Raw genomic sequence first — 21040 nt, 5'->3', positions numbered from 1 at the left:
ATCAAGAAGCGAAGTGCCATGCTCAAGGTCAAACCCCTGCGTGCCGAATGGGTCACGTTGATTGCCAGCCTGTACCTGTTGTTCGGTTTAAATGCGGTGCTGTGGCAGCATGTTTTCTCGATTGTGCCGGGGGATGGGGCAGGCCTGCTGCTGCGGGCCGCGTTTGCCGTGATCCTGCTGTGCGCGTTCAACCTGGTGCTGACCCTGCTGGCGTTTCGGGGCGTGCTCAAGCCGGTGCTGGCCACACTCTTTCTGGTCAGTGCCGGTGTGGCTTACTTCATGAATCATTATGGCGTGCTGATGGACATCGGCATGTTGCGCAATACCGTGGAAACCAATACCACCGAAGTACGTGACCTGCTCTCGTTTACGTTGCTGGCCTATCTTCTGCTATTGGGTGTAGTGCCGGTAATCGTGCTGTACAAAACACCGATCCATTACCGTCGGTTCCCCCGGGAGTTGTTCAGCAAGTTGCTGGTGGGGTTGGCCAGTGCGGGAGTATTGGCGAGCGTTGCGCTGCTCAATTATCAAGGATTGTCTTCATTGTTCCGCAATCATCATGAGTTGCGCCTGATGATCGTGCCCAGCAACTATGTTGGCGCTACCGTCGGCTACCTGCACGAGCAGCTGGGGTCGGCCCGCGAGCCGTTTCGCAGCCTGGGTGAAGATGCCGTGCGACCCGTGGCTGTTCAGCAACAGGGGCGCAAGTCGCTGACGGTGCTGGTGGTGGGCGAAAGTGCCCGGGCCGAGAACTTCGGCCTGCTGGGTTACAGCCGTGATACAACGCCGCAGTTGAGCAAGGAAGCCGGGTTGATCGCCTTCAGCGATGTGCATTCCTGCGGGACCGAAACGGCCGTGTCGGTACCGTGCATGTTTTCCAACTTTACCCGCAAACAGTATGACGCCAGCAAGGCGAAGCACCAGGAAGGCCTGCTGGACGTGCTCAAACGTGCCGGTCTGGACGTGCGCTGGCGCGACAACCAGTCCGGTTGCAAGGGCACCTGTGATCGCGTGACGTTCGTCGATGTCAGCAACCTCAAGGACCCGGCGCTGTGCGCCGACAGCGAGTGCCATGACGAGATCCTGCTGCAGGGGCTGGAAGCGATGATCGACAACCTGCAACAGGACACCGTGCTGGTGCTGCACCAGATGGGCAGCCACGGGCCGGATTACTTCAAGCGCTATCCGCCGGCCTACGAGCGCTTCACCCCGGTGTGTCGCAGCAATGCCCTGGACAAGTGCGACCGCCAGAGCATCATCAATGCCTACGACAACACGCTGGTGTACACCGACCATGTGCTGGCTTCGCTGATCGATATCCTGCGCAGCAAGCAGGGCCAGGTCGACACTGCCATGCTCTACCTGTCCGACCACGGCGAGTCGCTGGGTGAGTACCACCTGTTCCTGCACGGTACCCCGTATATGCTGGCGCCGGAGCAGCAGAAACACGTGCCGATGCTGGCGTGGTTTTCTGACAACTACCGCAAGGACTTTGCTGTGGACACCGATTGCCTGGCACGCGAGCGCCAGCAGCCGTTGAGCCAGGACAACCTGTTTCATTCGGTGCTGGGCCTGTTGCGGGTGCGTACCTCGGTCTATGACCCGCAGCTGGACCTGTTCGCCAGTTGCCGCCCGGTACTGGCGAACCACTGAGTTACCCCCGACCGCGTGCGCGGCTGGCGAGGGAACGGCTGTCGTGCGGTTTCCCGGCGGTGGCCTGCGCCGTATATACTGCGCGCCATTGTTTGTGGGAGAGCCTTGTGGCCATCGATATTCACTGGATTTGCGACGACCGCAGCCTGGCCGAGCACTGCCAGCAGTGGCGGCAGTTGCCCTATGTAGCGCTTGATACCGAGTTCATGCGGGTTGACACGTTTTATCCCATCGCCGGGTTGATCCAGGTCGGTGACGGGCAACGCGCTTTTCTGATCGATCCCCTGCTGATCGGTGACTGGCAACCGCTGGCCGGTCTGCTCGAAGACACCCGCGTCACCAAGGTGCTGCACGCCTGCAGCGAAGACCTCGAAGTGCTGTTGCGCCTCACCGGCAGCCTGCCGGCACCGTTGTTCGATACCCAGCTGGCGGCCGGTTACCTCAACCTGGGCTTCTCGATGGGTTATTCGCGCCTGGTGCAGGAAGTGCTCGGCATCGAGCTGCCCAAGGGCGAAACCCGCTCGGACTGGCTGCAACGCCCGCTGTCGGACACCCAGGTCAGCTACGCCGCCGAAGATGCGGTACACCTGGCCGAGGTGTACGAGCGCCTGCGCCCGCAACTGTCCGAGGACAAGTACGCCTGGGTGCTGGAGGACGGCGCCGAGCTGGTGGCGCAACTGCGCCGCGAAATCGACCCGTACGAGCTGTACCGTGACGCCAAGCTGGCCTGGAAGCTTTCGCGCGCGCAACTGGCCGTGCTGCGCGAGCTGTGCGCCTGGCGCGAGCGCGAGGCGCGTGCCCGCGACCTGCCACGCAACCGTGTGCTGCGTGAGCACTCGCTGTGGCCGATCGCACGCACTCAGCCCGACAACCTGTCGGCGCTGGCCAAGATCGAAGACATGCACCCGCGCACCCTCCGCCAGGATGGCGAGTTCCTGCTGGAACTGATCCGCAAGGCCGCCAGCGTGCCGCCTAGCGAATGGCCACCGGCATTGCCCGAGCCATTGCCGATCGAAGCCTCGTCGTTGCTCAAGCAACTGCGCGCCATTGGCCAGGCCGAAGGTGAACGCCTGAATATTGCGCCCGAGCTGATGCTGCGCAAGAAAACCCTCGAGGCGCTGCTCAAGAGCGGCTACCCCAAAGGGCCTTATCAACTGCCTGATTCGTTGCGTGGCTGGCGCCGCGAGCGGATGGGCCAGGCGCTGCTCGATTGCCTTGCTGGCGCCGGAGACCAGCCATGAAACGTATCTGCTCGATCTACAAGAGCCCGCGCAAGAACGAAATGTACCTGTACGTGCTCAAGTCCGATGGCCTGGAGCGCGTACCCGAGGGCCTGCTGCCCGCGTTCGGCAAGCCGGTACATGCCTTTGACCTGGTGTTGACCCCCGAGCGCCAGTTGGCCCGCGAAGATATCGGCAAAGTGCTGGAGAACCTCGAAACCCAGGGTTATCACCTGCAGATGCCGCCTCTCGAGGACGAGTACATCGAGCACTTGCCCGAAGAGCTGCTGCGTCGCAACGACCCGATCTGACCTTCCCTCCGTTTTTGCATGGCGCGGCCTTCGGTGTTTACCGGGCCGCTGCCGTGGCTGCTGCCAAGGTTGCTTAGAACATGCGCGTACTGATCGCCGAACAGGATCATGCCCTTTACGCTCGCCTGCTGCGCGAGGCGCTGCCGGAGCTGGAGGTGCGCACCAGTGGCGACTCCGCCGAACTCTCGGCGCTGGCTGCCGACTGCCCGGTATGGCTGGGCCAGCCGGACCTGCTGGCCACGCTGTTGCGTCAGGGCCATGCGCCTGCGTGGGTGCAATCGACCTGGGCCGGGATTACCCCGCTGCTGGCCGAGGGGCTGGCGCGTGAATATCGTCTGACCCGTGCGGTGGGCATCTTCGGTCAGGTGATGGCCGAATATGTGCTCACCTACATGCTCGGGCATGAGCGCGAGGTGATGGCGCGGCTGGTGAGCCAGGTCGAGCGCAAATGGGACGGGCGCCCGGGGCGCAGCCTGGAGGGGCGGCGGGTGCTGATTGTCGGCACCGGCGACATTGGCCAGCAGGTGGCCGAGTTCCTGCTGCCGTTCGGCGTCACGGTGTATGGCGTAGCCAGCCAGGCCCGTGAGCAGGTGCCGTTCGTCGAGGTGGCGGGGCTGGACGACCTGGGGCGGTTGGTCGGCGAGGTCGATTATGTGGTCAACCTGTTGCCCGACACGCCGGCCACCCATGACCTGTACAACGCCGCGCTGTTTGCCCGTTTCAACCCCGAGGCGGTGTTCATCAATGCCGGGCGCGGGGTGGCGGTGGTCGATGCGGACCTGGTCGAGGCGTTGAAGCTGGGGCACTTGGCGGGCGCGGTGATCGACGTGTGCCGCCAGGAGCCATTGCCGCAGCGCCATCCGTTCTGGACCGCCTGGGGGTTGCTGCTGACCGGGCACAGCTCGGCGCCGACCTCGCCGACGGCGATGGTGCGCCTGTTCGTGGAGAATCTGCGGGCGTATGAAGCGGGGCAGGGGTTGCGCGGTGAGGTGGATTTCGAGCGGGGCTACTGATTAAAGCAGCGTCGCTCCCTTCGCTGGCAAGCCAGCTCCCACAGGGACATCACTGCCTTTGAGAGCAGTGGTGAACCTGTGGGAGCTGGCTTGCCAGCGAAAGGGGCGACGCCATTTCAAGCCTTACAGGCTGAAATCACCCTCGGCCGCCAGCTCGCTCAGCGGCTTGCGCGGGCTTGGCACTTCACGCGCCTGCAGGTATTCGGCCAGGCTCGCCTTGTCGCCCAGCTTGCCGACCGCCACCATCGCATGCAGCACATAACCTTCCGGAATCTTCAGCGCCTGGCGTGCCAGTTCCTGATCGAAACCGGCCATGCCATGGGTATGCCAGCCGCTGATGCTGGCCTGCAACGCCAGGTGGCCCCAGGCCGAGCCGGTGTCGAAGGTGTGCCACAGCGCCGGGCTTTCTTCGCTGGCACCCGGGGCGGTGAAGGTGGTCTTGGAGATCACCAGTACCAGCGCCGAGGCGTGTTGCGCCCAGCTGCGGTTGAATTCGTTGAGCAGGCCCAGGAAGCGCTCCCAGTTCGGTGTGTCACGGCGTGCATAAAGGAAGCGCCACGGCTGCGAGTTGTAGGCCGAGGGTGCCCAGCGCGCGGCTTCGAAGAAGCTCAGCAGGGTGGCCTGCTCGATCGGCTCGCCGGTAAAGGCGCGGGGCGACCAGCGCTGGATGAACTGCTCGTCAATGGCATGGTCGGCAACGCGAGGATTAGCACTCATGGTGAGGTCCTGACAGGGTTGAGAAAGGCATGGGCTGCCAAACTACTGCGTGGCGTCAACCCTGACAAGCGGTATGGCAATGCCCGCCCACACCCCCTAGACTGGCGCCGCCACGCGCGCGCACTCGAATTGAAACAGGACAAACCGCCTCATGCCTGCCACCCAACCCTTCTGGATCAGCAAGACCCTCGATCAGCTCGATCGCCAGGAGTGGGAGTCGCTGTGCGATGGGTGCGGGCTGTGCTGCCTGCAAAAGCTCGAGGACGAAGATGACAACAGCGTCTATTACACGAGCATTGCCTGCAAACTGCTCGACCTCAAGACCTGCCAGTGCAGCGATTACCCGAACCGCTTCAAGTCGGTACCCGACTGCATTCAGCTCACCCCCGGCAAGGCCGACCAGTTCAAGTGGCTGCCGCCTACCTGCGGCTACCGGCTGGTCAGCGAGGGCAAGGACCTGCCCGGCTGGCATCACCTGGTCAGCGGCAGTCGCGAACAGGTGCACAAGCAGCGCATCTCGTGGGCGGGGCGCATGGTCAGTGAGGACAGCGTGGCCGAAGACGACTGGGAAGACTATCTGATTTTCCGCGCCGGCTGAGCCGGTGGCGGGTGTCGCGCCATGACCGGCGCAGAGGGATGTGAATGGGTGTGCGTCACTGCCTGCTCGGGGCTGCGCTGCTGTTGGCCAGCCACGGCGCCTGGGCCAAGAAGATCAACCTGGATTACCACGTGCGCCTGCTACCCGGCGGCGGTCAGGCCGAAGTCCGCCTGACCCTGGCCGAGGGCGCGGCGGTACGCAGCCTGGATTTCGACCTGGGGCGCGAGGCCCTCTACAGCGACTTCAAGGCCGACGGGCCGTGGCAGTTGCAGGCCGATGCACGCCGCGGCCTGTGGCAGCCGGCGCCGGGCAAGGCCAGCCTGAGCTATCGGGTCAGCCTCAACCATGCCTTGAAGAACGCCGGCTTCGACAGCCGGGTTACCCCCGAATGGGCGTTGTTTCGTGGCGAGGACCTGGTGCCGCCGGCCCGGCTCGACCAGCAGGACGGCACCGAGCTGGTCGCACGCCTGGCATTCGAGCTGCCCGCCGGCTGGAAGAGTGTCGAAACCGCCTGGCCGCGTATCGGCAAGCAACGTTTTCGGGTCGATAACCCCGCGCGGCTGTTCGACCGTCCTACCGGCTGGATGCTCGCCGGCACGCTGGGTAGCCGGCGCACGCGCCTGGGCGACACCGAGGTCACCGTCAGCGGGCCGCAAGGCCAGGGGCTGCGCCGCATGGACACGCTCACCCTGCTGACCTTCGTCTGGCCGCAATTGCAGGCCGTGTTCCCGCGCAACCCGCCCAAGCTGCTGCTGGTAGGCGCGCGCGACCAGCTGTGGCGTGGCACGCGGGCTGGTCACTACTCCATCTACCTCAACAGCAGCCAGCCGCTGGTCAGCGAGAATGGTGGCAGCCCGCTGTTGCGTGAGTTGGTGCGGGTATTCGCACAGGTCAACGACCAGCAGCGCAGCGACTGGATCGGTGAGGGGCTGGCCGAGTATTACGGCATCGAGCTGTTGCGTCGGGCCGGGGGCATGAGCGAGGAGCGCTACGGCGCCGTGCAGGCACGCTTGGCCAGGCAGGGCGAAAAGGTCACCACGCTGCGTGGCGAGCAGATCAGTGATGCGGGGGTGGCGCGGGCGGTGCTGCTGTTGCAGGCGCTGGACCGGGAGATCCGCCTGCAGACGCACAACCAGCGCTCACTGGACGATGTGACCCAGGGCCTGATGCGCCTGAACAGCGTCAGCACCGAGGAGTTTATCCAGCTCAGTGAAAGCGTGCTGGGGCGTGGCTCCGAGGTGCTGGAGAGCAAACTGCTGCGTTAGGCCTTGGGGCTTTTCAACGAATCGTTGCCGGTGACCGTGGCGCTGCGGGTGGCGGCCTGCGCATTGGCCTGCAGTGCCTGCAGCTCGGCGCCGGTGCGTTCGATCTTGGCGCGGATCTGATCCAGGTCGCGGCGTCCGCGCTCGATCAGGCTTTTGGCCGAGCTGTGCCCGGTGATACCGCGCGCCAGCGCCACGCCGCCGATGGCGATCTGGATCAGGCCGACGAAACCGCCACGGCGCAGGCCCTTGCCGACCATCACCACGCCGGTGGCCACGGAGCCGGCGCGCTCCCAGCCCTGCACGTTGTGCTCGGTCTTGCTTTGAAACGGTGTGGCCAGGGTCAGGGTCTTGTTCTCGGACATGGTCGTTCTCCTGTGGGGGGCATGGATAGTCAGCAGACCCCCACAGGGCGCCCGACGTTCCCGCGGATTACTTGAATTTAGGCCCGGAGCGGGTATTCAGGCCTTTGGCCATGCGGTCGTAAAGCACCACGTTGACCGTGGCCGCCAGGTTCATGCAGCCGTTGGTCGGGATGTAGATGGTCTCTTCACACCAGGCGCGCACGTCGGCGTCGAGTGAGCCGTCTTCGGGGCCGAAAATGTAGAGGGCGCGGTCCGGGTGGGTGTACTCGGGCAAGGCGCGTGCGCCCTCGACCAGTTCGACCGCCACTGGCGTGCAGCCCAGCGGGATGATCTTCTGCAGGTCATCGATGCCGATCAGCGGGATGTCGTAGTGCACGCGCTTGGTGTCGGTGACGAAATCACGCGCACGCTCGTAGCGCTTGCCGGTGTAGAACACCGAGTTGACGCCATAGCACCCCGCCGCACGCATCACCGAACCGACGTTCTCCGCTGATTTGGGGTTGAACAGACCAATGCAGCTGTACCGTTTGTTCGCCACGTGCCGGGGCCCTTTGAAAAAAGAACGCGATTATACGGGCTTGCCGGCACGGGTGGGGCGCTGCGTCAGTCTTTCTTGAGCAGGCCTGCCAGCCCGGCAAACGGGTTGTGGGTGGCCTTGGCGATGCTCGGGCTGGCGGTGGAGCCTTCGCTGAAGTACTGCTGGTCGGTGTAGCGCGAGTGCTCGTTGTCGTGGCAGTACAGGCACAGCAGCTCCCAGTTGGAACCGTCCTGCGGGTTGTTGTCGTGGTTGTGGTCGCGGTGGTGCACGGTCAGCTCGCTCAGGCGCTTGCCGGCGAACTCGCGGGCGCAGCGCCCGCATACGTGGGGGTACATGCGCAGGGCTTTGTCGCGGTAGCCCATGTCCTTGTCGCGCTTGGCATCGGCGAGGATGCGGTCCAGCCGCGCGGTGGCGGCGGCGGAAGAGGTTGCCGAACTCATGGTTGTACCTTTCTCGGGCTTGTTACGGTTATGCCGTGAAGTTTAGCGCCATGACGGGCATTTCGGACAGGCAAACTGCTGCGCTTGCGCGTAGCCTGTAGGCAGCACCCTCCAGGAGCCTGCGTATGCGCCAAGCGAGCACTGCCCTGTTGTTGATTGCCTGGCTTGCCCAAGCTCAGGCCGCCGACCTGCAGCCGCGGCCGATCGCGCCGGTACCGGGGGCACCCGGTACCCCGACGCCCACGCCGTACCCGCAGGTGGCGCCCTCGACGCCGCCGCGCGCAGGGCAGGGCACGCCAGGTGCGCCGCTGTTGCCGCCGATACCGCTACCGGCGCCGCCCAAGGACCAGCCTTTGCCGGGCCTCTCGCCGGGCGCCAGCAAAGACAGGCCGCGCGACAGCTAGACCTGCTGCGACAGGCGTTGGCCGTCGAGCATGCGCAGGCGCCGCGAGAGCGCCACGGCCAGGGCGCGGATGATCTTGGCGGCGATTTTCGGCGCGTCGTTGAGCATTTTCTCCAGTGAGTCCTTGCCCAGGTTGAGCAACTGGCAGTCGCTGGCGGCCACGCAACTGGCCGAACGGCGTTCGCCGTCGAGCACGGCCATTTCACCGAAGGCGCGGCCTTTGCGCAGGGTAGCGATTTCGATCTGGCGGTCTTCGGGGTCGGTCTTGCGCACCGACACCTGGCCCGTATGGATGATGCACATGAACGTGCCGGCATCGCCTTCGTGGAAGATCTCTTCGCCCTGGGCCATGGTGCTGATGCTGAAGTAGCCGGCAGCGGTCTGGAAGTCGGCCGGCAGCAGCTGGTCGAACAGGCCGCAGTCCATGAGCATGTCGCGGATTTCGTTGTTCAGGTGGGTCGGTTCGGACATTGCGGTCGGTCTTTTTCTTGGAGGGTTGTGGTGTCTGTCAGCGAATCAGACAACAAAAAACTCGAATTACACCAGACCCAGCACTTTAAATACGAACCCGTACTCCAGCGCCACATCCTTGAGCCCCTGATAGCGCCCGCTCATGCCGCCGTGCCCGGCGCCAAGCTCGGTCTTGAGCAGCAGCAGATTGTCGTCGGTCTTGCTCACGCGCAGCTTGGCCACCCACTTGGCCGCTTCCCAGTACTGCACGCGGCTGTCGTTGTACCCGGCCACCACCAGCAAGGCCGGGTAGGCCTGCGCCTTGACGTTTTCGTAGGGGGCATAGGCCTTGATGCGCTCATACACCTCTGGCTCCTCGGGGTTGCCCCACTCGTCGTATTCGGTGACGGTCAGCGGCAGTTCGGGGTCGAGCATGGTATTGAGCACATCGACGAACGGCACTTCGGCAATGGCCGCCTTGAACAGCTCCGGGCGCTGGTTGAGCACCGCGCCGATCAACAGCCCGCCGGCGCTGCCGCCGCTGATCGCCAGGTGCTCGGCATCGGTCACGCCGCGGGCGATCAGGTGTTCGGCGCAGGCAATGAAGTCGCTGAAGGTGTTGTGCTTGTGTTCCTGCTTGCCGGCGCGGTACCAGGCTTCGCCCAGCTCGCCGCCGCCGCGCACGTGCGCAATGGCAAAGGCCACGCCGCGCTCCAGCAGGCTCAGGCGCGCATGCGAGAACCAGGGGTCCAGGCTCTCGCCGTAGGCGCCATAGCCGTACAGGTACAGCGGCACCGGCTTGCCGAGGTCTTCACGGCGTTGCACCAGGCTGATCGGTACCTGCGTGCCATCGCCGGCGGTGGCCCACAGGCGCTGGCTGACGTAGGCGTCGGCATCGAACGGGCCGAGTACCGGGGTTTGCTTGAGCACGCGCTGCTCGCCGTTGCTCAGCGTCAGCTGGCGCACCTGGGCCGGGCGGTTGAGCGCCTCGTAGCGCAGGCGAATGCGCGCGCTGTCGAACTCCAGGCTGTCCTGCACGTACAGGCTGTAGGCCGCATCCGGCAGCTCGACGCGATAGCCGGGCAGGCCTTGCGGGCGCACCTCGATGATCGGCAGGCCACCTTCGCGCAGGCTCAGGGTGAGCGCACTGGCGTTCAGGGTCATGCCTTCGAGCATGATGCTGTCACGGTGGGCCACCAGTACCTGCCATTGTTCGCGCGTCGGCAGTGTGTCGGCCGGGCCATGGAACAGCGCGAAGTTGATGCCGTGCTGGTTGCTGCGGATGAACCAGTGCCACTGGCCGTCCAGCTGGCCGTGGTCGGGGTAGTACTCATGGCCTTCGACCCGCGGCGCCAGGCAGGTGAACGCCTGCTCTGGGGTGTGCGCGTCGAGCACCCAGGCTTCGCTGGTGGTCTTGCTGTTGAGCAGCAGGATCAGCTGGCGCTCGGAGCTGGCGCGGTAGCAGTGCAGGAAGAAGCGTCCGTCGGGCTCCTCGAACACCTGCACGGCGCCCTCGCTGCCCAGGCGGTGGCGCAGCAGCTTGTGCGGCCGATGGGTGTCGTCCAGTTCGGCAAAAAACAGCGTCTGGCTGTCGTTGGCCCAGGTCATGCTGCCGTCACAGTCCTCGAACGGCAACTGCTCGATCGCACCGCTGGCCAGCTCTTTGACGTACAGCGTGTAGACCTCGTCGCCGCTGGTGTCCAGGCTGTAGGCCAGGCGCTGGTGGTCGGGGCTGATGTTGAACGCGCCAAGGCTCAGGAAGCCACCGGCTGCCAGTACGTTGGGGTCCAGCAGCAGCTCTTCGCGGCGTTCATCGACGCTGGGCGAGTCGTCGGCCGGGCGCGGGCAGCGGTAGTGGCGCGGGTACTCGTCGCCGGCGGTGGTGCGCGTGTAGTACAGGTACGGGCCCCAGGGCGAGGCCAGCGACAGGTCGGTTTCAAGGATGCGGCCCTTGATCTCGTCGAACAGTTGCTCGCGCAGCGCAGCCTGGTCGGCCAGTTGCGCCTCCTGGTAGGCGTTTTCCGCAGTCAGGTAGGCCAGCACCTCGGGCGTGTCCCTGGCCTGCAACCAGGCGTAGGGATCGGTGCCTGCATCCTGGCGGGCAATCGGGGCGCGGGGGGCATCGGCAGTTGCGGACATGCGGGGTTCTCTTTGCTGGGGCGCGCCTGCGCGCGGAAAAGTCGTTATCATAAGCATCTATTTGCCTAGCTTGCCACGGACGCCATGACCGAGAACGATTATCTGCTGGCCTGGGGGCTCTATGCCCTGGCCGCCCTGGGTTGCCTGCTGGTGGGCTTTCGCCTGACCGCCTGGATGTGGCGCTGGTTGCGTGAACCACTGCGCGTGATCATGGCGGTGTTGCTGCTGACCCCGACCATCGTCGACCCGGTGAAAGAGAAATTCGCCCCGGCTGTCGCCATCACCGCCCTGGACCTGATGTTCAAGGTCGGCAACAACGTGCTGCGCGCTGCCGCGGACCTGGCGATGTACGGCATGATCGCGTTCATTCTCTATGCGCTGTTCGTGCTGCTGCGCTGGCCGCTGGAGTCCCGCGCGCGGGCCCGTCGCGAAGCCGCCGAAGCTGCTGCCAGGCGTGAGGCCGAGGAGGTACTGGTCGACGAGCCGTTTGCCGCCGACAGCCACGACCGCTACCGCAACGATCCACCCGAAGCCCCCGCCGGTGGCAACCGTCCGCGCCTCGAACCGCGTTTGTGATACCTGCCCAGGAGCAACCCCTCGATGTGTGAATTACTGGGCATGAGCGCCAACGTGCCGACCGATATCGTGTTCAGCTTCACCGGGCTGATGCAGCGTGGCGGACGTACCGGCCCGCACCGTGACGGCTGGGGCATCGGCTTCTACGAGGGGCGTGGCCTGCGCCTGTTCCAGGACCCGTCCGCCAGCTGCGAGTCGGAAGTGGCCAACCTGGTGCAGCGCTACCCGATCAAGAGCGAAGTGGTCATCGGCCACATCCGTCAGGCCAACGTGGGCAAGGTATGCCTGTCCAACACCCACCCGTTCGTGCGCGAACTGTGGGGGCGCAACTGGTGCTTTGCGCACAACGGCCAGTTGGGCGACTTCCAGGGCCAGCGCACCTTCTACCGGCCGATCGGCGATACCGACAGCGAAGCGGCGTTCTGCGACCTGCTCAACCGGGTGCGCGAGGCGTTCCCGGAGCCGGTCGAGGTCGAGGACCTGATCCCGGTGCTGGTCGAGGCCTGCGCCGAGTACCGCGCCAAGGGGGTGTTCAACTGCCTGCTCAGCGACGGCGACTGGCTGTTCTGCTTCTGCTCGACCAAGCTGGTACACATTACCCGTCGTGCGCCGTTTGGCCCGGCGCGGCTCAAGGACGTCGACATGATCGTCGACTTCCAGGCCGAAACCACGCCCAACGACGTGGTCACCGTCATCGCCACCGAGGCTTTGACCGAAAACGAGACCTGGCACCGCTACGAACCTGGCCAATGGGGCCTGTGGCGGCGCGGGGAATGCATCGCCCAGGGCCAGGCCAGCTAAGGATCAGCCTTCATGTTCAGAAGTTACCTGCGTTTGCTGTTGTTTGCCTGCGGCCTGCTGGTCGGTGTCCAGGTGCCCGGCCTGATCAACGATTACACCCAGCGCGTCGAGGCGCACCTGCTCGAGTCGCGCGAGGGCCTCAAGGGCTTCAACCAGACCGCGCAGCGCTTCTTCAACGGCGACCTGCAGGCACTGGTGCGCCACTACCGCGCCAGCGAAGACCCGGTGTTCAACAGCGATGCCGACAGCATCGACAGCCTGGTCAACCGCAACCGCCTGCTCGAGCAGGAATGGCAGACGCTGCAGCGCCCCTGGCTGGTGCGCATCTGGCATGTACTGGTGGCGGCCGACCCGGCGCTACGCGAAGAAACCTTCAAGGGCTACAGCTACCAGATCCTGCTGGCGCCCGAGGCCATGGCCTGGGGCCTGGCCTGCGCCATGCTGCTGGCGCTGCTGGTGGAGAGCCTGTTGCTGCTGATCGGCTGGGCCATTCTCGGCGGGCGGCGCAAGCCGGTGGAGCCGAGCTGGCGCTAGGCCCGCACGTATACACACAGGAGCAACGCACATGAGCCGCCTGCTACTGAACTGCGACATGGGCGAAAGTTTCGGCAGCTGGACCATGGGTCTGGATGCCGAGGTGATGCCCTTTATCGACTGCGCCAACATCGCCTGCGGCTTCCATGCCGGCGACCCCGGCATCATGCGCGCCACCGTGGCGCTGGCGGTGGCCCGGGGCGTGCTGATCGGCGCGCACCCGGCGTACCCGGACCTGGCCGGTTTTGGCCGGCGCTCCATGGCCTGCAGCAACGACGAGATCCGCGACCTGCTGCATTACCAGATCGGTGCACTGGACGGCATCTGCCGTACCCAGGGTACCCAGGTGGCCTACGTCAAGCCGCACGGCGCGCTGTACAACGACATGATGGCCGACCCGCTCAAACTGCGCACGGTGATCGCGGCCGTGGCGGCCTACGACCGCAGCCTGCCGCTGATGCTCATGGCCACCGCCGACAACCGTGCCGCGCAGGCCCTGGGTGACGAATACGGCCTGACCCTGTGGTTCGAGGCATTTGCCGACCGTGCCTATGACGCCGCCGGGCGCCTGCTGTCGCGGCGCCTGCCGGGGGCGGTGCACCATGACCCGGCGCAGATCGTCGAGCAGGCCCTGCGCCTGGCGCGAGGCGAGGCGCTGGTGGCCTGCGACGGCAGTGCGTTGTGGCTGCGTGCCCACACCTTGTGCGTGCACGGTGACAACCAGGGCTCGGTGGCGGCGGTGCGCCAGATTCGTCAGGCCCTCGACGCACAGGCGGTGACATGAAGTGGCGGCTCGAGGTGGTGGCCGTCGATTGCCTGATGGTGCGCCTGTTCGACCGCATCGAAGAAGGCAACATGCCCTGGATGCTCGCCGCCAGCCAACGCTTGCGGGCAGCCTTTGGGGCGCAGTTGATCGACCTGGTGCCGTCGTACACCACCGTGATGGTGCATTTCGACCTCTCCCCGAGCGAGGCCCGCGAGCGTATCGAACAGGCGCTGAACGGCCTGCAGCCAGATGTCGGCGGGGCAGGGCGGTGTCATGAAATCCCGGTGTGGTATGACGCCAGCGTCGGCCCTGAACTGGCGTTGCTGGCGCAGCGCAGTGGCGATACCGAGGCCGGTGTGATCCGCCGTCACAGCGAGCGCGAGTACCAGGTGTTCGCGCTCGGTTTCGCCCCCGGCTTTGCCTTCATGGGGCTGGTGGAAGAGGCGCTGGCGGCGCCGCGCCTGGCCACGCCCCGCAAGCGGGTGGCAGCGGGCAGCGTCGGCATCGCCGAACGCCAGACAGCCGCCTATCCGGCGGTGTCGCCGGGCGGCTGGAACCTGATCGGGCGTACCCCCAGTGCCTTGTTCGACCGCCAGCGCGACGGCTACAGCCTGTTGCAGCCAGGGGACCGGGTGCGCTTCGTGGCGGTGGACCGGGCACGTTTCGTCAACCTGGGCGGCGATGATTCCCCGCAGGAGGGGCTGGCATGAGCCGCTTGCTGATCGAGGCCAGCACCGCGCTGTGCCAGTTGCAGGACGCCGGTCGCTTCGGTGTGCGCCAGTTGGGCGTGACCCAGGGTGGGGCGCTGGACTGGGTGTCGGCACGCTGGGCCAACGTGTTGCTGGGCAACGCGTGGGATAGCCCGGTGGTGGAGATCACCCTGGGTGGTTTTACCCTGGTCGCCGAGCAGGCGTGTTGCCTGGCACTGGCCGGTGCGGACCTGGGTGCACGGCTCGACGGCCAGCCGCTGGCGCCCTGGGCGAGTTTTGCCATGGGCAAGGGCCAGCGTCTGCAGTTCACCCAGCCGGTGCAGGGCGTGAGGGCCTACCTGGCTGCGCCGGGCGGCTTCGACGCGCCGCAGGTGCTGGGCAGTTGCGCCACGGTGGTACGTGAGGAACTGGGCGGGCTGGACGGGCTGGGCAAGGCCTTGGCCAAGGGTGAACGCTTGAGCTATGCGGGCACGGCGCCGGCGTTGCGTGAGGTGCCCGAGGCGTTGCGACCGGACCTGCAGGCCAGCCGGGTGCTGGACCTGGTGATGGGCGCGCAGATTGCTGAGTTTGCCGGGCAAAGCCTGTTCGACGCCTTCAACCGCGAGTGGACGCTGGACACTCGCGCCGACCGCATGGGCATTCGTTTGCTGGGGCCGGCGTTGCAGTACCAGGGCCAGCCGATGATTTCCGAGGGGATTCCCCTGGGCGCGGTGCAGGTGCCGCCGGATGGGCAGCCGATCGTGTTGCTCAATGACCGGCAGACGATAGGCGGGTACCCGCGGTTGGGGGCGTTGACGCCGCTGGCGGTGGCCCGGCTGGCGCAGCTGCTGCCGGGGAGTACGGTGCGGTTTCGGGCGGTGGTGCAGGCGGTGGCGTGGCAGCAACAGCAGGCGTACCTGGAGCGCTTTGCTGGCTGACTGGGCGCCAGCTCCCACAGGGTTTTTCGGTGCTCACAACACCTTGTGGGAGCTGGCTTGCCAGCGAAGGCCTCACCCCTATTTGGAAAGGAACCGCATGCCTTCCTCCAACCCACGCAAGGTCAGCGGGAACATCCGGTCCTCCACCAGCTCGCGCACGATATTGGTCGAGGCCGTGTAGCCCCAGGTGTCTTTCGGGTACGGGTTGATCCACACCAGCTTCCTGTACTTCTCCATGAAGCGCTGCATCCACACATACCCGGCCTCTTCGTTCCAGTGCTCGACACTGCCACCGGGCTGGGTGATCTCGTAGGGCGCCATCGCCGCATCGCCCACGAATATCACTTTGTAGTCGGCGCCGTACTTGTGCAGCAGGTCCATCGTGGAGGTGCGCTCCGACGTGCGGCGCAGGTTGTTCTTCCACACCGACTCGTACACGAAGTTGTGAAAGTAGTAGTACTCCAGGTGCTTGAACTCGGTCTTGCACGCCGAGAACAACTCTTCGCAGATCTTCACGTGGGCATCCATCGAGCCGCCGATGTCGAACAGCAGCAACAGCTTCACGCTGTTGCGCCGCTCCGGGCGCATCTGGATGTTGAGCAGGCCGGCATCGCGTGCGGTATGGTCGATGGTGCCGTCGATATCCAGTTCTTCGGCCGCGCCCTGGCGGGCGAACTTGCGCAGCCGGCGCAGTGCCAGCTTGATGTTGCGCGTGCCCAGCTCTACACCGTCATCCAGGTTCTTGTACTCGCGCTGGTCCCACACCTTGACCGCCTTGCCCTGGCGCTTGCCGGCATCGCCCACGCGGATGCCCTCGGGGTTGAAGCCGCCCGAACCGAACGGGCTGGTGCCGCCGGTGCCGATCCACTTGTTGCCGCCGGCATGGCGTTCCTTCTGCTCTTCAAGGCGCTTCTTGAATTCCTCGATCAGCTTGTCCAGGCCGCCCAGCGACTGGATCTGCGCACGCTCTTCATCCGTCAGCGAGCGCTCGAACTCCTTGCGCAGCCAGTCTTCGGGGATCAGCGCCTCGAGGTGGCGATCGAGGTTTTCCAGGCCCTTGAAGTAGGCCGAGAACGCGCGGTCGAACTTGTCGAAGTGGCGCTCGTCCTTGACCAGGATCGCGCGCGCCAGGTAGTAGAATTCGTCCATGTCGGCGAAGCTCACCCGCTGCTTCAAGGCATTGAGCAGGTCGAGCAGTTCGCGCACCGATACCGGCACCTTGGCCGCGCGCATTTCGTTGAACAGGTTCAGCAGCATGGCAGTCGACCCCGTTGGCTCAGCGGTTGCCGCGCCGGCTCATGAAGGCCAGGCGTTCGAGCAACTGTACATCCTGCTCGTTCTTGACCAGTGCCCCGGCCAGCGGCGGGATGGCCTTGGTCGGGTCGCGTTCACGCAGTACTGCCTCGCCGATGTTGTCGGCCATCAGCAGCTTGAGCCAGTCGACCAGCTCGGACGTCGAGGGCTTTTTCTTCAGGCCCGGGACCTTGCGCACATCGAAGAACACGTCCAGCGCTTCGCTGACCAGGTCCTGCTTGATGTTGGGGTAGTGCACATCGACGATCTGCTGCAGCGTGGCGCGGTCCGGGAAGGCGATGTAGTGGAAGAAGCAGCGACGCAGGAAAGCGTCGGGCAGTTCCTTCTCGTTGTTGGAGGTAATGATGATGATCGGGCGCTGCCTGGCCTTGATCGTCTCGTCGGTCTCGTAGACGTAGAACTCCATCTTGTCGAGTTCCTGCAACAGGTCGTTGGGGAACTCGATGTCGGCCTTGTCGATTTCGTCGATCAGCAGGATCACCCGCTCCTCGGCTTCGAAGGCCTCCCACAGCTTGCCCTTCTTCAGGTAGTTGCGCACATCGTGCACCTTGTCCACGCCCAGCTGCGAGTCGCGCAGACGGCTGACCGCGTCGTACTCGTAGAGGCCCTGGTGGGCCTTGGTGGTGGACTTGATGTGCCAGGTGATCAGCTTGGCGCCGAAGGACTCGGCCAGTTGTTCGGCGAGCATGGTCTTGCCGGTGCCTGGCTCGCCCTTGACCAGCAAGGGACGTTCGAGGGTGATCGCCGCGTTGACCGCCAGTTTCAGGTCGTCTGTGGCGACGTAAGCGCTGGTGCCTTCGAACTTCATGTGCCGATCCTCAAAAATGGTCATTGCGTGACTATAACGCGGGGGTTGCGTGGCTGTGAACGCGGACGGGGTATTCAGTCTGTGGATGATCGGTCATGTATCGGCTTGGTGTTTGCGGCCCCTTCGCTGGCAAGCCAGCTCCCACAAGTACAGCGGTGAATTCAGGGGCAGCGCACTCCCTGTGGGAGCTGGCTTGCCAGCGAAGGGGCCAGTACAGAAACTAGTCCGCCTTGGGCGGCCCTTGCTCATAACGGGCATTGAACGCCTGCACGAAGCCATTGCGCAAAATCTGCAGGAATGCCTCGAACGCGCTGATATCGCTGTTGTGCACGCTGCCACTGAGCTCTACGCGGGTAGCGAACTGGTTCTTGCGCTGGTTCTTCAGCACCGTTTCGCTGGCGCCCACCAGCGCCTCCCAGATCGAACGGAAAAAGCCCTTGTCCTTGTTCTGCACATCCTGCTGCCAGTTGAACACGTCGACGTCGCGCAGCAACGGCTTGATGTAACCCTTCAGGCGCCCCTTGTCGGCCTCGGCCTCGATCACCACATCGCCATGCCCAGAATTGAAGTCGAATTTGCCGTAGGCGCTGGCAAAGTCGTTCAACTGGCGCAACTCGATGCCGGTGGCGCGCAGGCGGAACTGGAAGTCTTCGAAGTTGCTCAACGGGTCGAAGGTCGCGGTACTTTCTACCCGCGCATCCCCCAGCAGGCGCGCCTTGCCCTCGAAGCGCGCATCACGCCGGCCTTCCACATCCACCACATTGGTCAGGTTGTAGACACTGGCGTTGAATTGCGTGGCCTTGAGGCTGACCGAGGGCCTGGAATTGAAGTTGCGAAAGGTCAGGGTGCCGTCCTCGATGCGCAGCTCGTCGAGGGTAATGGGCAGCAGCTTGCTCAACTGTGCACGCCAGTCGGTGCCCTGGCCGGTCTGCGAGGCCTGCTTGCTGCCGCCGTCGACGAAGTTCAGTTGCGGGCGCCGGAACGTCACCTCGGCGACCACTGCATGGTCATACCATAATGAATGCCAGCTCACCGCCAGGTCGATCAGCGGCGCCTCAAGAAACGGCACCGGTACCTTGCCGGTGGTCTTGACGATGGTCAGGCCGTTGATCCTGTAGGCGCCACGCCACCAGGCAAGGTCAACGTCGGTGATCTTGCCGCGATAGTCGCCCATGTCGGCGAGTCTGTCGTTCAGGACGTTGCGCACCAGCAAGGGCAGGGTGAGGTGCAGCGCCAGCAGCAACAGGGCAATGCCCAGCAGACCCCACAGGGGCCAGCGGTAGCGGCGTTTCATCGTCGGCATTCCATCAGGGGCTTGAGGGGTTGACCGTCGCGCAGCCTCATCGGTTCGCTCGGGGGTGGACGCACCCGAGGGGCAGGCTTACCCTTGAGGTTTTCGCACGGTGCCAAAAGGACCCCCGCCATGAGCCGTATCTTCGCTGACAATGCGCATTCCATCGGCAATACGCCGCTGGTGCAGATCAACCGCATCGCGCCCCGCGGCGTGACCATCCTGGCCAAGATCGAAGGGCGCAACCCCGGTTATTCGGTCAAGTGCCGGATCGGTGCGAACATGATCTGGGACGCCGAAGGCAGCGGCAAGCTCAAGCCGGGCATGACCATCGTCGAGCCCACCTCGGGCAACACCGGCATCGGCCTGGCCTTCGTGGCCGCCGCGCGCGGCTACAAGCTGCTGCTGACCATGCCGGCATCGATGAGCATCGAGCGGCGCAAGGTGCTCAAGGCGCTGGGCGCCGAGCTGGTGCTGACCGACCCGGCCAAGGGCATGAAAGGCGCAATCGAAAAAGCCGCCGAAATCGTCGCCAGCGACAGCGCCACCTACTTCATGCCGGCTCAGTTCGACAACCCGGCCAACCCGGCGATCCACGAGAAAACCACCGGCCCGGAAATCTGGAACGACACCGATGGCGCGGTGGACGTGCTGGTCGCTGGCGTGGGTACTGGCGGCACCATCACCGGTGTGTCGCGCTACATCAAGCAGACCCAGGGCAAGGCGATCCTTTCGGTTGCGGTAGAACCACGGGTATCGCCGGTGATCACCCAGGCCCTGGCCGGTGAGGAAATCAAGCCCAGCCCGCACAAGATCCAGGGCATCGGCGCAGGCTTCGTGCCCAAAAACCTCGACCTGTCGATGGTCGATCAGGTCGAGCTGGTCAGTGACGAAGAGTCCAAGGCCATGGCCCTGCGCCTGATGCAGGAAGAGGGCATCCTGTGCGGTATTTCCTGCGGCGCGGCCATGGCGGCCGCGGTGCGCCTGGCCGAAAAACCGGAGATGCAGGGCAAGACCATCGTGGTCATTCTGCCCGACTCGGGCGAGCGCTACCTGTCGAGCATGCTGTTCAGCGACCTGTTCACCGCCCAGGAAAACCAGCAGTAATGCCTGCCAGGCGCCGGTTTGGCTGATCCGCCTCAATACCCGGCGCTGGCTATCGTTGCACAATCGCCAACTCTGAATGTCCGGCCCTGGTTGTTTTTACCGGGGCCGGATCGGTTTATCATGGCCGATTGTCCGGCAGCGATGGCCTGATCGAAATTCAAGGAGTGTTGCATGACCTTTTCCTTTGTCGCCAAGGCAGGTGTTCTGCTGCTGTTCTTCGGCAGCACGCTGTACGTACACCTGCGCGGCAAGGCGCGTTTGCCCGTGTTGCGCCAGTTCGTCAACCATTCGGCACTGTTCGCCCCCTACAACGCGCTGATGTACCTGTTCTCCGGCGTGCCCTCCAAGCCTTACCTGGACCGCAGCCGTTTTCCCGAGCTCGATGTGCTCAAGGACAACTGGCAGGTGATCCGCGAAGAGGCCATGCATCTGTTCGACGAGGGCTACATCCGCGCCGCGGCCAAGGACAACGATGCCGGCTTCGGTTCGTTCTTCAAGAAGGGCTGGAAGCGTTTTTACCTGAAGTGGTATGACAAGGCCCTGCCGTCGGCCGAAGCGCTGTGCCCGCGCACCGTTGAGCTGGTCAACAGCATCCCCAACGTCAAGGGGGCGATGTTTGCCCTGTTGCCCGGTGGCAGCCACCTGAACCCCCACCGTGACCCCTTTGCCGGTTCCCTGCGCTATCACCTGGGCCTGTCCACGCCGAACTCGGACGACTGCCGCATCTACGTCGACGGCCAGGTGTATGCCTGGCGCGATGGCGAAGACGTGATGTTCGATGAAACCTACGTGCACTGGGTCAAGAACGAGACCGAGACCACCCGCGTGATCCTGTTCTGCGACATCGAGCGGCCGCTGAACAGCCCGCTGATGACCCGTATCAACCGCAAGGTCAGCGCCTTCCTCGGCCGCGCCACCGCACCGCAGAATACCGACGACGAGCGGGTCGGCGGGATCAACCAGGCCTACGCCTGGAGCAAGCGCTTCAGCACCGTGGTCAGCAGCCGGGTCAAGCAGTTCAAGCGCGCCAACCCCAAGGCGTACCGCGTACTGCGCCCGGTGCTGGCAGTGGTGGTGGCCTACCTGCTGTACCGCTGGCTGTTCTGA

At 64.8% G+C, this 21040-nt stretch carries 24 protein-coding genes; 15 read left to right on the top strand and 9 right to left on the bottom strand.

The window, feature by feature from the left end:
* The first annotated feature begins 18 nt into the window (after positions 1-18).
* The 4 genes from KUO17_RS15635 (at position 19) to KUO17_RS15620 (ending at position 4197) form a co-directional block, all read left to right on the top strand.
* Positions 19-1653: a phosphoethanolamine transferase gene (locus tag KUO17_RS15635; RefSeq protein ID WP_217976448.1), complete on the top strand. Its 1635-nt coding sequence runs from the start codon at positions 19-21 to the stop codon at positions 1651-1653.
* A gap of 107 nt (positions 1654-1760) precedes the next feature.
* Positions 1761-2894 (top strand): ribonuclease D, encoded by a 1134-nt coding sequence (rnd, locus tag KUO17_RS15630; RefSeq protein ID WP_217976447.1) that lies wholly within the window; start codon positions 1761-1763, stop codon positions 2892-2894.
* Positions 2891-3184, top strand: coding sequence for a YcgL domain-containing protein (locus KUO17_RS15625; protein WP_217976446.1), 294 nt, complete (start codon positions 2891-2893; stop codon positions 3182-3184). Before rnd ends, KUO17_RS15625 begins: the two co-directional genes overlap by 4 nt.
* Positions 3185-3264: 80 nt before the next feature.
* Positions 3265-4197, top strand: a complete 933-nt coding sequence (locus KUO17_RS15620; RefSeq protein ID WP_217976445.1) for a D-2-hydroxyacid dehydrogenase — start codon at positions 3265-3267, stop codon at positions 4195-4197.
* A gap of 123 nt (positions 4198-4320) precedes the next feature.
* Here the strand turns inward: KUO17_RS15620 and KUO17_RS15615 are convergent, their stop codons facing one another.
* Positions 4321-4914 (bottom strand): nitroreductase family protein, encoded by a 594-nt coding sequence (locus KUO17_RS15615; RefSeq protein WP_217976444.1) that lies wholly within the window; start codon positions 4912-4914, stop codon positions 4321-4323.
* 151 nt (positions 4915-5065) lie between these two features.
* On the opposite strand from KUO17_RS15615, the gene KUO17_RS15610 reads away from it, so the two are divergent.
* The gene (locus KUO17_RS15610) at positions 5066-5512 is read left to right on the top strand and encodes a YcgN family cysteine cluster protein (protein WP_217976443.1); all 447 of its coding nucleotides are present in this window, start codon (positions 5066-5068) and stop codon (positions 5510-5512) included.
* 44 nt (positions 5513-5556) lie between these two features.
* Positions 5557-6777: a hypothetical protein gene (locus KUO17_RS15605; protein WP_217976442.1), complete on the top strand. Its 1221-nt coding sequence runs from the start codon at positions 5557-5559 to the stop codon at positions 6775-6777.
* Here KUO17_RS15605 and KUO17_RS15600 read toward each other — a convergent pair.
* From KUO17_RS15600 to KUO17_RS15590, 3 genes are all read right to left on the bottom strand, one after another.
* Positions 6774-7139: a YgaP family membrane protein gene (locus KUO17_RS15600; protein WP_217976441.1), complete on the bottom strand. Its 366-nt coding sequence runs from the start codon at positions 7137-7139 to the stop codon at positions 6774-6776. The two genes, KUO17_RS15605 and KUO17_RS15600, sit on opposite strands and share 4 nt — an antisense overlap.
* Positions 7140-7206: 67 nt before the next feature.
* The gene (locus KUO17_RS15595) at positions 7207-7677 is read right to left on the bottom strand and encodes an RNA methyltransferase (protein ID WP_217976440.1); all 471 of its coding nucleotides are present in this window, start codon (positions 7675-7677) and stop codon (positions 7207-7209) included.
* A 65-nt stretch (positions 7678-7742) separates the two neighbouring features.
* The gene (locus tag KUO17_RS15590) at positions 7743-8117 is read right to left on the bottom strand and encodes a YajD family HNH nuclease (protein WP_163951055.1); all 375 of its coding nucleotides are present in this window, start codon (positions 8115-8117) and stop codon (positions 7743-7745) included.
* A 125-nt stretch (positions 8118-8242) separates the two neighbouring features.
* On the opposite strand from KUO17_RS15590, the gene KUO17_RS15585 reads away from it, so the two are divergent.
* The gene (locus KUO17_RS15585; RefSeq protein WP_217976439.1) at positions 8243-8521 is read left to right on the top strand and encodes a hypothetical protein; all 279 of its coding nucleotides are present in this window, start codon (positions 8243-8245) and stop codon (positions 8519-8521) included.
* Here KUO17_RS15585 and KUO17_RS15580 read toward each other — a convergent pair.
* Both KUO17_RS15580 and KUO17_RS15575 read right to left on the bottom strand, forming a co-directional pair.
* Positions 8518-8991 carry a cyclic nucleotide-binding domain-containing protein gene (locus KUO17_RS15580; RefSeq protein ID WP_217976438.1) on the bottom strand — a complete coding sequence of 158 codons (474 nt, stop codon included), beginning with the start codon at positions 8989-8991 and terminating at the stop codon, positions 8518-8520. The two genes, KUO17_RS15585 and KUO17_RS15580, sit on opposite strands and share 4 nt — an antisense overlap.
* A gap of 66 nt (positions 8992-9057) precedes the next feature.
* Positions 9058-11109: a S9 family peptidase gene (locus KUO17_RS15575; protein ID WP_217976437.1), complete on the bottom strand. Its 2052-nt coding sequence runs from the start codon at positions 11107-11109 to the stop codon at positions 9058-9060.
* A gap of 84 nt (positions 11110-11193) precedes the next feature.
* On the opposite strand from KUO17_RS15575, the gene KUO17_RS15570 reads away from it, so the two are divergent.
* From KUO17_RS15570 to KUO17_RS15545, 6 genes are read left to right on the top strand one after another with little or no spacing between them, the layout of a single operon-like run.
* Positions 11194-11685: an MFS transporter gene (locus KUO17_RS15570; RefSeq protein ID WP_217976436.1), complete on the top strand. Its 492-nt coding sequence runs from the start codon at positions 11194-11196 to the stop codon at positions 11683-11685.
* A 24-nt stretch (positions 11686-11709) separates the two neighbouring features.
* Positions 11710-12486, top strand: a complete 777-nt coding sequence (locus KUO17_RS15565) for a class II glutamine amidotransferase (protein WP_217976435.1) — start codon at positions 11710-11712, stop codon at positions 12484-12486.
* Positions 12487-12498: 12 nt separating this feature from the next.
* Complete coding sequence (locus tag KUO17_RS15560) at positions 12499-13020, top strand: DUF2937 family protein (protein WP_217976434.1); 522 nt, start codon at positions 12499-12501, stop codon at positions 13018-13020.
* A gap of 31 nt (positions 13021-13051) precedes the next feature.
* Positions 13052-13804, top strand: coding sequence for a 5-oxoprolinase subunit PxpA (locus tag KUO17_RS15555; protein ID WP_217976433.1), 753 nt, complete (start codon positions 13052-13054; stop codon positions 13802-13804).
* Complete coding sequence (gene pxpB / locus KUO17_RS15550) at positions 13801-14496, top strand: 5-oxoprolinase subunit PxpB (RefSeq protein ID WP_217976432.1); 696 nt, start codon at positions 13801-13803, stop codon at positions 14494-14496. The genes KUO17_RS15555 and pxpB overlap by 4 nt, the downstream gene beginning before the upstream one ends.
* Entirely contained in the window at positions 14493-15413 is a 921-nt protein-coding gene (locus KUO17_RS15545) for a 5-oxoprolinase subunit C family protein (protein ID WP_217976431.1), read from the top strand. The genes pxpB and KUO17_RS15545 overlap by 4 nt, the downstream gene beginning before the upstream one ends.
* 78 nt (positions 15414-15491) lie before the next feature.
* On the opposite strand, the gene KUO17_RS15540 is transcribed toward KUO17_RS15545, so the two are convergent.
* The 3 genes from KUO17_RS15540 to KUO17_RS15530 all read right to left on the bottom strand — a co-directional run bounded on the left by KUO17_RS15540 (position 15492) and on the right by KUO17_RS15530 (position 18829).
* On the bottom strand, positions 15492-16670 hold the full coding sequence (locus KUO17_RS15540; RefSeq protein WP_217976430.1) for a vWA domain-containing protein: 1179 nt from the start codon (positions 16668-16670) through the stop codon (positions 15492-15494).
* Positions 16671-16689: 19 nt separating this feature from the next.
* The gene (locus KUO17_RS15535) at positions 16690-17535 is read right to left on the bottom strand and encodes an AAA family ATPase (RefSeq protein WP_217976429.1); all 846 of its coding nucleotides are present in this window, start codon (positions 17533-17535) and stop codon (positions 16690-16692) included.
* A gap of 220 nt (positions 17536-17755) precedes the next feature.
* Positions 17756-18829, bottom strand: a complete 1074-nt coding sequence (locus KUO17_RS15530; RefSeq protein ID WP_217976428.1) for an AsmA family protein — start codon at positions 18827-18829, stop codon at positions 17756-17758.
* 129 nt (positions 18830-18958) lie between these two features.
* Here KUO17_RS15530 and cysK point away from each other — a divergent pair, with 129 nt between their 5' ends.
* Together cysK and KUO17_RS15520 are read left to right on the top strand one after the other, a co-directional pair.
* Positions 18959-19933, top strand: a complete 975-nt coding sequence (gene cysK, locus KUO17_RS15525) for a cysteine synthase A (RefSeq protein WP_217976427.1) — start codon at positions 18959-18961, stop codon at positions 19931-19933.
* A 171-nt stretch (positions 19934-20104) separates the two neighbouring features.
* Entirely contained in the window at positions 20105-21040 is a 936-nt protein-coding gene (locus KUO17_RS15520) for an aspartyl/asparaginyl beta-hydroxylase domain-containing protein (RefSeq protein WP_217976426.1), read from the top strand.

It is taken from the genome of Pseudomonas aegrilactucae, assembly GCF_019168305.1.
GTDB classification, from domain to species: domain Bacteria; phylum Pseudomonadota; class Gammaproteobacteria; order Pseudomonadales; family Pseudomonadaceae; genus Aquipseudomonas; species Aquipseudomonas aegrilactucae.
Note: the sequence above shows the minus strand (reverse complement) of the source record. Positions and strands in the feature narration are given on the sequence as shown.

What these genes read in the sequence shown, in the direction of transcription:
- KUO17_RS15610 (WP_217976443.1), top strand. Translation starts at nt 5,066, where the DNA reads ATGCCTGCCACCCAACCCTTCTGGATCAGCAAGACCCTCGATCAGCTC.
- KUO17_RS15535 (WP_217976429.1), bottom strand. Translation starts at nt 17,535, where the DNA reads ATGAAGTTCGAAGGCACCAGCGCTTACGTCGCCACAGACGACCTGAAA.
- KUO17_RS15605 (WP_217976442.1), top strand. Translation starts at nt 5,557, where the DNA reads ATGGGTGTGCGTCACTGCCTGCTCGGGGCTGCGCTGCTGTTGGCCAGC.
- KUO17_RS15520 (WP_217976426.1), top strand. Translation starts at nt 20,105, where the DNA reads ATGACCTTTTCCTTTGTCGCCAAGGCAGGTGTTCTGCTGCTGTTCTTC.
- KUO17_RS15620 (WP_217976445.1), top strand. Translation starts at nt 3,265, where the DNA reads ATGCGCGTACTGATCGCCGAACAGGATCATGCCCTTTACGCTCGCCTG.
- KUO17_RS15570 (WP_217976436.1), top strand. Translation starts at nt 11,194, where the DNA reads ATGACCGAGAACGATTATCTGCTGGCCTGGGGGCTCTATGCCCTGGCC.
- KUO17_RS15635 (WP_217976448.1), top strand. Translation starts at nt 19, where the DNA reads ATGCTCAAGGTCAAACCCCTGCGTGCCGAATGGGTCACGTTGATTGCC.
- cysK (WP_217976427.1), top strand. Translation starts at nt 18,959, where the DNA reads ATGAGCCGTATCTTCGCTGACAATGCGCATTCCATCGGCAATACGCCG.
- KUO17_RS15585 (WP_217976439.1), top strand. Translation starts at nt 8,243, where the DNA reads ATGCGCCAAGCGAGCACTGCCCTGTTGTTGATTGCCTGGCTTGCCCAA.
- KUO17_RS15580 (WP_217976438.1), bottom strand. Translation starts at nt 8,991, where the DNA reads ATGTCCGAACCGACCCACCTGAACAACGAAATCCGCGACATGCTCATG.
- KUO17_RS15555 (WP_217976433.1), top strand. Translation starts at nt 13,052, where the DNA reads ATGAGCCGCCTGCTACTGAACTGCGACATGGGCGAAAGTTTCGGCAGC.
- KUO17_RS15615 (WP_217976444.1), bottom strand. Translation starts at nt 4,914, where the DNA reads ATGAGTGCTAATCCTCGCGTTGCCGACCATGCCATTGACGAGCAGTTC.
- KUO17_RS15575 (WP_217976437.1), bottom strand. Translation starts at nt 11,109, where the DNA reads ATGTCCGCAACTGCCGATGCCCCCCGCGCCCCGATTGCCCGCCAGGAT.
- KUO17_RS15530 (WP_217976428.1), bottom strand. Translation starts at nt 18,829, where the DNA reads ATGAAACGCCGCTACCGCTGGCCCCTGTGGGGTCTGCTGGGCATTGCC.
- KUO17_RS15540 (WP_217976430.1), bottom strand. Translation starts at nt 16,670, where the DNA reads ATGCTGCTGAACCTGTTCAACGAAATGCGCGCGGCCAAGGTGCCGGTA.
- KUO17_RS15625 (WP_217976446.1), top strand. Translation starts at nt 2,891, where the DNA reads ATGAAACGTATCTGCTCGATCTACAAGAGCCCGCGCAAGAACGAAATG.
- KUO17_RS15560 (WP_217976434.1), top strand. Translation starts at nt 12,499, where the DNA reads ATGTTCAGAAGTTACCTGCGTTTGCTGTTGTTTGCCTGCGGCCTGCTG.
- KUO17_RS15565 (WP_217976435.1), top strand. Translation starts at nt 11,710, where the DNA reads ATGTGTGAATTACTGGGCATGAGCGCCAACGTGCCGACCGATATCGTG.
- pxpB (WP_217976432.1), top strand. Translation starts at nt 13,801, where the DNA reads ATGAAGTGGCGGCTCGAGGTGGTGGCCGTCGATTGCCTGATGGTGCGC.
- KUO17_RS15545 (WP_217976431.1), top strand. Translation starts at nt 14,493, where the DNA reads ATGAGCCGCTTGCTGATCGAGGCCAGCACCGCGCTGTGCCAGTTGCAG.
- KUO17_RS15590 (WP_163951055.1), bottom strand. Translation starts at nt 8,117, where the DNA reads ATGAGTTCGGCAACCTCTTCCGCCGCCGCCACCGCGCGGCTGGACCGC.
- KUO17_RS15600 (WP_217976441.1), bottom strand. Translation starts at nt 7,139, where the DNA reads ATGTCCGAGAACAAGACCCTGACCCTGGCCACACCGTTTCAAAGCAAG.